Origin of the sequence: Streptomyces sp. SM11, assembly GCF_002910905.1 — a bacterium.
Taxonomy (GTDB): Bacteria; Actinomycetota; Actinomycetes; order Streptomycetales; family Streptomycetaceae; genus Streptomyces.
Map to the genome: position 1 here is coordinate 39,867 of NZ_NEUE01000124.1, position 13,472 is coordinate 53,338.

1 pseudogene is annotated in these 13,472 nt (G+C 75.2%); it reads right to left on the bottom strand.

The features are described from left to right. Window positions 1-2: 2 nt before the first annotated feature. Window positions 3-13,472 (bottom strand): annotated as a pseudogene (locus B9S58_RS39945) (type I polyketide synthase); the annotation flags it as partial.

Sequence of the window (13,472 nt, forward strand, 5' to 3'; positions counted from 1 at the left end):
CATGACAGGCCGAGCTCGCTGTCGATGAGGTCGAAGAGTTCGTCGTCGCTGGCGCCGTCCATGCGGTCCTCGAGGGAGTCGGCCGCCGTGCCGTCGCCTGCGGTGGCCGCCGGGTCGAGGCGCCCGAGGAGTTCCCGGAGCCGGGCGGCGAGCCGTTCGCGGTCCGCCGGGTCGTCGACGCCGCCGTCGAGTGCGCCTTCCAGGCGGTCCAGTTCGGTGAGGCCGGAGACCGGGCCGGGTGCGGCGTCGGCGACCAGTTCGGCGGCAAGGTGTGCGGCGACGGCGGCCGGGGTGGGGTGGTCGAAGAGCAGGGTGGCCGGCAGGGGGTGGCCGGTGGCGGCGCGCAGCCGGTTGCGCAGTTCCACCGCCGTCAGCGAGTCGAAGCCGACCTCCAGCAGGCCGCGTCCGGGCTCGACCTCGGCCGGGCCGCTGTGGCCGAGGACCAAGGCGGCGTGGGTGCGGACCAGGTCGAGGAGGACCCGGCCGCGCCGGGTCTCGTCGAGGGAGCCGAGGCGCTGCTTCAGCGCTTCGGGCCCGTCGGGGCCGGTGCCGGTGGCGGGGCCCGCGACGGCGCGCCGTGCGGCGGGGCGCACCAGGCCGCGCAGCAGGGCGGGGACGCCTCCGGTGACGGCCTGCGCGCGGACGGCGACGGTGTCGAGCCGCAGCGGGAGGAGCACTGGCTCGTCGAGGGTGGCGGCCGTGTCGAACAGGGCCAGTCCCTGGTCCGGTTCGAAGGCGACGATCCCGCCCCTGGCGATCCGTCGCAGGTCCGCCTCCGTGAGCCCGCCGGTCATCCCGGTGCTGTTGGCCCACAGGCCCCAGGCGAGGGAGCGGCCGGGCAGCCCGTCGGCGCGGCGCCGGTGGGCCAGGGCGTCCAGGAAGGCGTTGGCGGCGGCGTAGTTGCCCTGGCCCATGCCGCCGAAGACTCCGGCGATGGAGGAGAAGAGGACGAACTCGGAGAGGTCCAGCCCGGCGGTGAGTTCGTGCAGGTTGACGGCGGCGTCCACCTTGGGGCGCAGGACCAGGTTCAGTTGCTCGGGCGTCATGGTGGCGACGACGCCGTCGGCCAGGACGCCCGCCGCGTGGATCACCCCGGTCAGGGGATGTGCGTGAGGCAGGTCGGCCAGCAGGGCGGCCAGGGCGTCGCGGTCGGCGGCGTCGCAGGCGGTGATCTCGGCGTGCGCGCCCAGGGCGGCGAGTTCGGCGACGAGTTCCGCCGCGCCGTCGGCGGCGGGGCCGCTGCGGCTGGTCAGCAGCAGGTGCCGGACGCCGTGTTCGGCGGCCAGGTGGCGGGCGATGTGGGCGCCGATCGCGCCGGTGCCGCCGGTGATCAGGACGGTCCCGTCGCCGGACCAGCCGGGGGTGCGGCCGGGGGCGGCCAGCGGTACGTGGGCGAGCCGGGCGGTGTGGACGGCCCCGGCCCGGATCGCGAGCTGGGGCTCCCCTGATGCGAGGGCTTCGGCGAGGACGGCGGGCGGATTGTCGTGGGCGTCCAGGTCCAGCAGGACGAAACGGTCGGGGTTCTCGGTCTGGGCCGAGCGGACCAGGCCCCAGAGCGCGGCCAGGGCCGGGTCCGGGGCGTCGTCGCCGGTCACCGGCACCGCGCCCGCGGTGACCAGGACCAGCTTGGAGCCGGTCAGGCGCTCGTCGGCCAGCCAGCCGCGCAGTAGGGCGAGGACCGTGCCGAGGCCGTCGTGGACCGCGTCGCGGAGGGTGCCGGGCGGCGCGTGCGGGGCGGCCAGGACCAGCCGGGGCGGGTGCTCGCCCGCATCGAGCAGGGCGGAGAGCGCGGCGAGGTCGGTGACCGTACGGCCGGGGAGCGGCGCGGCGCCGGGCAGGGGGGTCCCGGTGCCGAGCACGGTCCAGGTCTCCGGGTCGGGGACGGTGTCCGCCGCTGCGCCGGTGCGCTCGGGCAGGGTGTGCCACTCGGGGCGGAAGAGTTCCTCGTGGTGTCCGGTGCGCGTGGCCCGGAAGCGGTCGGGCGAGACGGGCCGCAGGACGAGGGAGCGGGCCGAGACCACGGGCCGCCCGGTGGCGTCGGTCGCCCGTACGGTGACGGCGTCGCGGCCGGTGGGGGTCAGCCGCAGCCGGAGTTCGGTGGCGCCGGAGGCGTGCAGGCGCACCCCGTTCCAGGAGAACGGCAGCCAGCCCTGCGCGGGTCCTTCCAGTACGTCGAAGACCAGTGCGTGCAGGGCGGCGTCCAGCAGCGCCGGGTGCAGGCCGAACGCGGCGGCTTCCGGCCGCTGTTCCTCCGGCAGGCTCGCGACGGCGTACACCTCGTCGCCCAGCCGCCAGGCCGCGCGCAGGCCCTGGAACGCGGGGCCGTAGGCGAAGCCGCCGTCAGCGAATCGGTCGTACAGGCCGTCCGTGTCGAGGGGGACGGCTCCGGGCGGCGGCCAGGCCACGGGGTCGCCCGGGCCCGCCTGGTCGGAGCGGTCTGCCGGGCCGGGGTCCTCGGCGGGGGTGAGCAGACCGCTCGCGTGCCGGGTCCAGGGGGCGTCAGGGCCGTCGTCGGCCGCCCGGGCGTGGACACTCAGCGGGCGGGTGCCGGAGGCGTCCGGGCTGCCGACGGTGAGCTGGAGGGCGACCGCTCCGCCCGGCGGGAGCACCAGCGGTGCCTCCAGGGTCAGTTCCTCGACCTGGTCGCAGCCGACCTGGTCACCCGCGCGGACCGCGAGTTCCAGGAACGCGGTGGCGGGGAACAGCACCCCTTCGTAGACGCCGTGGTCGGCCAGCCAGGGGTGGCTGCGGGCCGAGAACCTGCCGGTGAAGAGGAAGCCGTCGGAGTCCGCGAGTTCCGTTCCGGCGCCGAGCAGCGGGTGGTCGACGGTCCGGAGTCCGGCCGCGGGCAGGTCCGCGGTGGCCGGACCGGCCGCCAGCCAGTAGCTGCCGCGCTGGAAGGCGTAGGTCGGCAGGTCGACGGCGGGGCGGGACGGACCACCGGAGTGGACGGCGCTCCAGTCCACCGGGACGCCCGCGACGTGCAGTCGGGCCAGGGCGGTGGCCGCCGCGGGTGCCTCGGGCCGGTCCTTGCGCAGCAGCGGCAGCAGCAGCAGGGGGGTGCCGGTGAGGGCGGCGGTACCGGTGCCTTCGGAGCCTCCGACGGCTGCGGTGGCTCCGGTGGCTCCGGTCAGGCAGTCCTGGCCCAGGGCGGTGAGCGCGCCATCGGGTCCGAGTTCCAGGAACGCGGTGACGCCGTCGCGTTCCAGGTGCCGCACGCCGTCCTCGAAGCGGACGGTGCCGCGCACGTGCTCCACCCAGTAGTCCGGTGAGCCGAGTTGCTCGGAGGTGGCAGGCTCGCCCGTCAGGTCGGAGATGACGGGGACGGTGGCCGCCCCCGGGACGACCTGGGCAACGACCTCGCGGAACTCGGTGAGCATGGGCTCCATGAGGGGCGAGTGGAAGGCGTGGGAGACGCGCAGCCGACGGGTCTTGCGCCCGCGCGCGGCGAGTACGGCGGCGATCTCGTCGACCGCCGCTGCGTCGCCCGATATCACGGTCGAGGCCGGGCCGTTGACCGCCGCGAGACCTACGGCGCTCTCGCGGCCCGCGAGCAGCGGCAGCACCTCCTCCTCCCCGGCGGCGAGGGCGGCCATCGCGCCGCCCTCCGGGAGGGCCTGCATCAGCCGTCCCCGCGCGACCACCAGCCGTGCGGCGTCGGGCAGGGCGAACACGCCCGCGACATGGGCGGCGGCCAGCTCGCCCACGGAGTGGCCGAGCAGCCGGTCGGGACGTACGCCCCAGTGCTCGACAAGCCGGAACAGGGCGACGCCGAGGGCGAACAGGGCGGGCTGGGTGTACTCGGTACGGTCCAGCAGACCGTGGTCCGGATCGCCGGGGCCCGCGTCGATCACCTCCCGCAGCGGGCGGTCCAGCAGCGGGTCGAGTTCCGCGCAGACCGCGTCGAAGGCGTCGGCGAAGGCCGGGAACCGCGCGTACAGGCCGGCGCCCATGCCGGTGCGCTGGCTGCCCTGGCCGGGGAAGAGGAAGGCGGTCTTCGCCGCCGGACCGGTGACACCGCTCACCAGGTCCGCCGACGGCTCTCCGGCGGCGAGCGCGGCGAGCCCCTGGAGCAGGGCCCGCCGGTCCGTGCCGGTGAGGGCGGCCCGGTACTCGAAGGTGCTGCGGTTCAGAGCCAGGGAACGGCCCAGGTCCGCGACGGCGAGGGCCGGGTGCCTCTCCACGTGCCGCAGCAGCCGGGCGGCCTGGGCGCGCAGCGCGGACGCGCTGCGGGCGGAGAGCAGCCAGGGCAGGGCGGGCGCGGTGGTGGCCGCCGGGTTCGGCGCTGGGGTGTCGGGCAGGGAGGGGCCGGAGGCGCCGGGGGTTGCGGAGGCGTCCGGGACGGTGAGGGCGCGGGGCTGAGCGGCGCCGGAGGCGTCGGGGGCGGCGGCCTGCTCCGGTTCGGATACATCGGGGTCGGCNGGGCGGTCCGGTCCCGGCCGGTTCGCATACGTCGGGGCCGAGGGACGCTCCGGTCCCTGCCCGACCGGGCAGGGCGAAGGCATCCTCCGGAGCCTGCACCGGACCGGCGGCCGAAGCCGCTTCGGTGGGCTGTTCGAGGATGGTGTGGGCGTTGGTGCCGCTGACGCCGAACGACGACACGGCGGCCCGCCGGGGGCGGCCGGTCTCCGGCCACGGGGTGTCGTCGGTGAGCAGCCGGACCGCACCTGACGACCAGTCCACGTGGGGGGTCGGCGTGTCGACGTGCAGGGTGCGTGGCAGCGCGCCGTGCCGCATGGCCTGCACCATCTTGATGATGCCGGCGACTCCGGCGGCGGCCTGGCTGTGCCCGATGTTCGACTTCAGCGACCCCAGCAACAGCGGCTCCCGCGCACCGCGTTCCCGGCCGTACGTGGCCAGCAGCGCCTGGGCTTCGATCGGGTCGCCGAGACGGGTGCCGGTGCCGTGCGCCTCCACCGCGTCGACCTCGGAGGCCGTCAGCCCGGCGTCCGCCAACGCCGCACGGATCACCCGCTGCTGGGAGGGGCCGTTGGGGGCGGTCAGGCCGTTGCTGGCGCCGTCCTGGTTGACGGCGGAGCCGCGTACGAGGGCGAGTACGGGGTGGCCGTTGCGCCGGGCGTCCGAGAGGCGTTCCAGGACGAGCAGTCCGGCGCCCTCGGCCCAGGAGGTGCCGTCGGCGGCGGCGGCGAACGGTTTGCAGCGGCCGTCCTCGGCCAGCACCCGTTGCCTGCTGAACTCCACGAACGCGCCCGGGGTGGACATCACGGTGACCCCGCCAGCGAGCGCCAGCGAGCATTCGCCGGAGCGCAGCGACCGGGCCGCGAGGTGGACCGCGACCAGCGAGGAGGAGCACGCCGTGTCGATGGTCACCGCGGGGCCTTCGAGACCGAGACTGTAGGAGATGCGCCCGGACGCCACGCTGCCCGCGCTGCCGATGCCGAGGTAGCCCTCGAACTCTTCGGAGGGTTCGGTGACGCGCGACCCGTAGTCGTGGTGGCTGCATCCGACGAAGACGCCGCTCGGGCTGCACTTGAGCGACAGCGGGTCGATGCCGGCCCGTTCGAAGGCCTCCCAGGAGAGTTCCAGCAGCAGCCGCTGCTGGGGGTCGATGGTCAGCGCCTCGCGCGGGGAGATCCCGAAGAAAGCCGGATCGAAGCGGTCGGCGTCGTGGAGGAAGCCGCCCTCCCGCGCGTAGGTGCTGCCGACCCGGTCCGGGTCGGGGTCGTAGAGGCCGTCCAGGTCCCAGCCTCGTCCGGTGGGGAAGCCGGTGATCGCGTCCTGCCCGCCCGCGACGAGCTCCCAGAGCTCCTCGGGGGTGCTGACGCCGCCGGGGTAGCGGCAGCTCATGGCGACCACGGCGATCGCCTCGTCCTCGGGCACCGCGACGGCCCCCAGCAGTTGCCGGGGGATGGCGGGCGCCTCGGTGGCGGGCGACCCCGGCAGTTCGGTGCGCAGGTGTCCGGCCAGGTCCGTGGCGGTGGGGTAGTCGAAGGCCAGGGTCACCGACAGCCTCAGGCCGGTGGCGGCGGCGAGCCGGTTGCGGAGTTCGACGGCGGTCAGCGAGTCGAAGCCGATGTCCTTGAACGCCTGGTCGGGTCCCACCGCCTCGGGCCCGGGGTGGCCGAGCACGGCGGCGACCTCGCGGCGGACCAGGTCCAGGAGCGCCCGGTCCCGTTCCGCCGGGGGCAGTGCGGCCAGCCGCAGGGCGGGCGGCTCGGCGCCGTCGGCCGTGCTCCGGGGCCCGCCCGGGGCGTCGAGCACCTCCCGTACCTCGGGCAGGTCCCCGAGGGCGGGGCTGGGCCGGAGCGCGGTGTACGCCCGGGTGAAGCGGTCCCAGGCGAAGTCCGCGACGAGGACGGCCGTGTCGTCGTGGTCGAGGGCCCGGTGCAGCGCGGCCGTGGCCGTGGCGGGGTCCATGGCGGGCAGACCGTCGCGGATCAGCCGCTCGGCGACCGCTCCGGAGGCGAGGCTGTCACCGCCCCACAGGCCCCAGGCCACCGAGGTGCCGGGCAGTCCGAGGTCGCGGCGGTGCCGGGCCAGCGCGTCGAGGTAGGCGTTGGCGGCGGCGTAACTGCCCTGGCCGGTGCCGCCGAGCGTGCCGGCGAGGGAGGAGAAGAGCACGAAGGCGGTGAGGTCGAGTTCCCGGGTGAGTTCGTCGAGGTTGCGGGCGCCGTCGAGCTTGGGGCGCAGGACCCCGGCCGCGCGTTCGGGGGTGATCGTGTCGATCACCCCGTCGTCGAGGATGCCCGCGGTGTGCAGCACGGCGCGGAGCGGGCGCTCGGCCGGAAGGCCGTCGAGCAGGTCCGCCAGCGCGTCGCGGTCTGCGACGTCACAGGCCGCGACGGTGACGGTGGCACCGAGTCCGCGCAGTTCGGCCAGGAGGTCGTCGGCCCCCGGGGCCTGGGCACCGCGTCGGCTGGTGAGCAGCAGGTGCGCGGTACCGGTACGGGCGAGCCGACGGGCGATCTGGGCGCCGAGGCCGCCGGTGCCGCCGGTGATCAGGACCGTGCCCTCGGGGGTCCAGTCGCGTGCGGGGGCGGTGCCACCGAGTCCGGCGTGGACGACCCTGCGGCCGTGGAGGCCGGTGGCGCGTACGGCCAGTTGGTCCTCTCCGTCCGGGCCCGTCAGCGCTCCGGCGAGCCGGGTCGCGGCCCGGTCGTCGAGCCGTCGCGGCAGGTCGATCAGGCCGGCCCAGCGCTGCGGGTACTCGACACCGGCGACCCCGCCGAGCCCCCAGACCAGGGCCTGGAGCGTGCTGCCGATCCGGTCGGAGCGGCCGACCGACACCGCGCCCCGGGTGGCGCACCAGAGCGGGGCGTCGGTGCCGAGGTCGCCCAGGGCCTGGAGGAGGGCGACCGTCAGGGTGAGGCCGCGGGGAAGCGCCGATCCCCCGTCGTGGGGTTCCTCGGCCAGGGCGAGCAGTGACAGGAGACCGGTGGGCGGCCCGTCGGTGCGCTCGTGGGCGTCGCGGAGGAGGGTGGCGAAGCGTGTCCGGTCGGTCGCGTCGGGGCCCGCCTCGACCAGGACGGGGGTGGCGCCGTGTCCCCGCAGGGAGTCCATGGCGAACGTGACGGCCGGGTCGTCGGCGTTTCCGGCCGGGGCGACGACGAGCCAGCTGCCGGTGAGGCGGGGGCGTTCGGGGGTGGGCAGGGCCTTCCAGGCGACCCGGTAGCGCCAGTTGTCGGCGGTCCGGTCGTCGGCCCGGCCGCGTGCCCACGCGGCGAGGGTGGGCACCAGGGAGGCGAGGGAGGACCGCAGTTCCCCGTCCTCGACCCGCAGGGTGGTGGCGAGGGCGTCCAGGTCCCCGCGGTCGACGGCGCTCCAGAAGCCGGAGTCGGCCGGGCCGGCGCCGGTCGTGGTGGTGGCGGACCGGTCGGGGGCGGTGGGCTCCAGCCAGTAGCGTTGCTGCTGGAAGGCGTACGTGGGCAGGTGCCGCGTACGGGCTCCGGTTCCGGCGAACACCGTGCCCCAGTCCACCGGCACTCCGCTCACGTGGAGTTCGGTGAGCGCGGCGAGGAAGCGGCCGGGGCCGCCCTCGGTGCGGCGCAGGGTGCCGACGACGGCTCCGTCACCGATCCCGGCCGCTTCGACGGCCTGCTGGAGCCAGACGGTGAGAGCGGGGTGGGTGCTGCACTCGACGAAGATGTGGTGTCCGTCGGCGATGAGCGCGTCGACCGCCCGTCCGAACTCCACGGGGCGGCGCAGGTTCTTGTACCAGTACGCGGCGTCCAGGCCCAGGGTGTCCATGGGGCCGCCGCTGACCGTGGAGTAGAAGGGGATGGCGGACGTCCGGGGCGTGGTGGGGCCGAGCAGGGTGAGCAGTTCCTCCCGGATCTCCTCCACCTGGGGCGAGTGGCCGGCGAAGTCCACCCCGGGGACCGGCCAGGTCAGGACGCCCTCCTCGGCGTACCGCTCGCTCAGCCGTTCCAGCGCCGCCGGGTCGCCGGAGACCGTCACCGACGTCGGCCCGTTGACGGCGGCGATGTCGAGCAGTCCGACGTGGTCGGCGAGCGCTTCGCGTACGGCTTCGGCGGGCTGCGGTACGAACAGCATGCCGCCTCGGCCGGTCAGGGCCGACAGGGCCCGGCTGCGCAGGGCGACGATGCGGGCCGCGTCGTCCAGCGAGAGCGCACCGGCCACACAGGCGGCGGCGATCTCCCCCTGGGAGTGGCCGACCACGGCGTCGGGGACGACCCCGTGCGCCCGCCACAGCTCGGCCAGCGACACCATCACGGCGAACAGCACGGGCTGCACCACGTCCACCCGGTCCAGCGGGGGCGCGTCGGGCTCCTCGCGCAGGACCGCGAGCGGCGACCAGTCCAGGTGCGGGGCGAGGGCGCGTTCACAGGCCGCGATCCGGTCGGCGAAGGCCGGGGCGTGGTCGAGCAGTTCCCGGGCCATGCCGGCCCACTGGGACCCCTGGCCGGGGAAGACGAGGACGGTCCTGGACGACCGGGCGACGGTGCCCTCGACCAGGTCGGGTGCGCGGTCGCCGGCGGCCAGCGCCGCCAGGCCACCCAGCAGGGCCGTACGGTCGTCACTGACGACGGCCGCGCGGTGCTCGAAGGCGGTCCTGGTGGTGGCCAGCGAATGGCCGATGTCGGCGGACGACAGCTCCGGATGATCCGTCAGATACGTGTGCAGCCGCTCCGCTTGGGCCTTGACCGCCTCGGCGGTCCGCCCGGACAGGACCCACGGGACGGCGGGGCGCGGGGCGCCCGCGGCCTTCTCGCCGGACTCGGCGGGGAGTTCGGGCACCGGCGCGGCCGGCGACGCGGGCGACGGAAGTGCGGCCTCGGCGGGCGGCTGCTCGATGACGACATGGGCGTTGGTGCCGCTGAGGCCGAACGAGGACACCCCGGCCCGGCGCGGCCTGCCGGTCTCCGGCCAGGGTGCGGCCTCGGTCAGCAGTTCGACGGCGCCCGCCGTCCAGTCGACGTTCGGGGACGGCCGGTCGATGTGCAGGGTCCGGGGCAGCTCGCCGTGCGCCATGGCCAGCACCATCTTGATGATGCCGCCGACCCCAGCGGCGGCCTGGGTGTGGCCGATGTTCGACTTCAGCGACCCCAGCCGCAACGGGAGGTCGGCGGGCCGGTCCTGACCGTACGTGGCCAACAGCGCGTCGGCCTCGATCGGATCACCCAGCCGGGTACCGGTGCCGTGCGCCTCTACGGCGTCCACGTCGGCGGCCGTCAGCCGGGCGTCGGCCAGCGCGTCGCGGATCACCCGTTGCTGGGCCAGGCCGCTGGGCGCGGTCAGCCCGTTGCTCGCGCCGTCCTGGTTGATGGCCGAGCCGCGCAGCACCGCGAGCACCGGGTGGCCGTTGCGGCGGGCGTCCGAAAGGCGTTCCAGGACCAGCAGGCCCACGCCCTCGGCCATGCCGAAGCCGTCGGCCGATGCAGCGAAGGACCTGCAGCGCCCGTCCTCGGCGAGCCCCCGCTGCCGGCTGAAGCCGGTGAACGACAGCGGGGTGCCCATCACCGTGGCGCCGCCCGCCAGAGCCAGCTGGCACTCGCCCGCGCGCAGCGACCGCGCGGCGAGGTGGACCGCCACCAGGGACGAGGAGCAGGCCGTGTCCACGGTCACGGCGGGCCCCTGGAGGCCGAGTTGGTAGGCGACCCTGCCGGACAGGACGCTGGTGGAGATGCCCGCGATGAACAGGCCCTCCAGCTCTTCGGGGACCTCGCTCAGGGTGCCGCCGTATCCCTGGTAGGAGGCCCCGGCGAAGACCCCGGTCGGGGTGCCTTGCAGGGTCGTCGGGTCGATACCGGCGCGCTCGATCGCCTCCCAGGACGTTTCGAGCAGCAGCCGCTGCTGCGGGTCCATGGCCAGGGCCTCACGCGGGGAGATCCCGAAGAAGGCCGGGTCGAACCGGTCAGCGTCCCGGATGAATCCGCCTGCGGCGGCGTAGCTCCTGCCGGGCCGGTCGGGGTCCGCGTCGTACAACGCTTCGAGGTCCCAGCCCCGGTCGGACGGCAGCCCGGAGACGGCGTCGCGTCCGTCCGCGACCAGGTGCCACAGGTCCTCGGGCGTGCGTACGCCACCGGGGTAGCGGCAGCTCATGGAGACGATCACGATGGGGTCGTCGTCCTCAGCGGGGGCCACGGACGGGAGCTGCCGGGCGGCGGCGGGCTCCTCGGCGGCGCCCAGCAGTCCGGTCTCCAGGTGCCGGGCGAGCGCGGTGGCCGAGGCGTAGTCGAAGACGACGGTGACCGGGAGCCGCAGGCCGGTGGCGGTGTTGAGCCGGTTGCGCATGTCCACGGCGGTCAGTGAGTCGAAGCCCAGGTCGCGGAAGGCGCGGCCGGGGGTGACCTCGTCCGGCGACCCGTGGCCGAGCACGGCGGCCGCGTGGGTCCGGACCAGGTCGACCAGCACCCGGGCCCGCTCGGCCGCGGGGAGGGGCTCGAGCCGGTCGCGCAGCGCCGAGGAGGTCTCCTCGGCCCCGCTTCCGACGGTCGCCGGTTCGGCGACCAACGCGGTGCGAACCTCCGGGAGTTCGTCGAACAGCGGGCTCGGACGGGCCGAGGTGAACACCGTCGCGAAGCGGTCCCAGTCGATGTCGGCGACCACGGTCACCGTCTCGTCGTGGTCGAGGACCTGCTGGAGTCCGGTGATCGCGACCGCCGGCGGCATGAAGAGCACGCCGTGGCCGCGCAGGTTCTCCTCCACCAGTTCGGCGGCCATCCCGGCCCCGCCCTCGGGGCTTCAGATCCCCCACACCACGGAGGTCGCGGCGAGGCCACGGCTCCTGCGGTCCTCGGCAAGGCCGTCGAGGTAGGCGTTGGCGGCGGCGTAGGCGCCGTGGACGGCGCTGCCCCACACCCCGGAGATGGAGGAGAACAGGACGAACGCGTCGAGCGTGTCCCGGTCGAAGAGCAGGTCCAGGTTCCTGGCCCCGCCCGCCTTGGCATGGAGCGTGCCAGCGAACTCGTCCACGTCGGTGTCGGGCAGGGGCACCAGGAGCCCGGCCCCCGCCGCGTGGAAGACCGTGCTGATCCGGTGGCCGTCCTGTTCGAGGCCGTCCTTCAGCGCGCGCAGGGCGTCCAGGTCACCGACGTCGCACGACGCCAAGGTGACCTGAGAGCCCAGGCCGGACAGTTCCTCGGAGAGCTCCAGCGCACCCGGCGCGTCCGCTCCGCCCCGGCTGACCAGCACCAGGTGTGCGGCGCCCCGCCGGGCCAGCCAGCGCGCGATCTGCGTGCCGATCCCGCCGGTGCCGCCGGTGATCAGCACGGTGCCACCGGGCCGCCAGTTCCGCCCCGGCACGGTGTCGCCCAGCGCGGACCGGACCAGCCGCCGGCCGTGGCAGCCGCCGGCCCGTACGGCGACCTGGTCCTCGTCCCCGGCCGCACCGGCCAGCACCCGGCACAGCCGGGGGGCGGTGTCCGCGTCCAGGACCTCCGGAAGGTCGATCAGACCGCCCCAGCGCTGCGGGAACTCCAGCGCGGCGACCCGGCCCAGCCCCCACAGCAGACTCTGCGCGGCACTGACCGCACTCCCCGTGTCCGTGGCCCCGACCGACACTCCGCCCCGGGTCGCCCACCACAGGGGCGCGTCGATCGCGGCGTCACCGAGGGACTGCACCAGGGTCAGGTTGAGGGCGGTGCCCAACGGGACGGAGGGGTGCGCGGAGTGCGGGCGCTCGTCGAGGCCCAGCAGCGACAGCACGCCTGTCACCGGGCCGGGCAGCGCGTCGAGGGAGACACGGAGCCGTTCGGCCAGCACGGCGCGGTCGGCCCCCGCCTCGGTGAGCCGTACATGGACCACCGAGACGCCGGCCTGCTCCATGACGTGGAGGATCTCCTCCGACCGGCGCGCTCCTTCCTCGGACTGACCGTCCGACGACAGGATCAGCCAGCTGCCGTCCAGCACGGGCGGGGGGCCTTCGGGCAGGGCCCGCCAGGTCACGCGGTAGCGCCAGGAGTCGGCCACCGAACGCTCGGTGCGCTCGGTGCGCCAGGTGGCGAGCGCGGGGAGCACCACGTTCAGCGGGTCCTCGGGCGCCACCCCGAGGGCCGTGGTGAACCGGTCCAGGTCACCCCCGCCCAGGGCTTCCCAGAAGTCGTCGCCCTCCGTCGGCGTCCCGGCAGGAACGCCTGCCGCCGGGCCGGTGTCCTCCAGCCAGTACGGGCGGCGCTGGAAGGGGTAGGTGGGCAGGGAGACGCCGTCCGTACGGTGCCGGGCGAACACCCGGTCCCAGTCGGGCGAGAGACCGCCCGCGTGGGCCTCTCCCAAGGAGGTCAGGAAGCGGTCGAGGCCGCTCTCGCCGCGCCGCAGCGTGCCGACGACCACGGCGGGGCCCTGCGCGGAGCCGGCGGTGTCGGCCCGGTCGGCGGTCTGCTGGACACCGAAGGTGAGCACGGGGTGCGGGCCGGCCTCGACGAAGAACCGGAAGCCCTCCCCCAACAGCGCCTCCGTCGCCTTCCCGAACTCGACGGTCTCCCGCAGATTCCGGTACCAGTACTCCGCGTCCAAGCCCTTCGTGTCCAGCCAGCCACCCGTCACCGTCGAGAAGAACGGCACCGCACCGGAACGAGGTGTGATGCCTTCCAGGTCGGAGAGCAACTGCTCGCGGATCTCCTCCACATGCGAGGAGTGCGACGCGTAATCCACCTCGACCGACCGCGCCCGTACGCCTTCCCCCAGCAACTCGTCCACCAGTGCCGTGACAGCGTCCGCGTCACCGGAAACCACCGTCGACAACGGGCCGTTGACCGCCGCGACCGACAACCGACCACCCCACCCGGACAGACGCTCCCGCACCACATCCACCCGCAACGGCACCGACGCCATACCGCCGCGCCCCGCCAACACCCCCACCGCACGGGAACGCAACGCCACCACACGCGCCCCGTCGTCCAGGCTCAACCCACCCGCCACACAGGCAGCCGCCACCTCACCCTGCGAATGACCCACCACACCATCCACGGCCACACCGAACGAACGCCACACCTCCGCCAACGACACCATCACCGCCCACAACACCGGCTGCACCACATCAACCCGCGCCA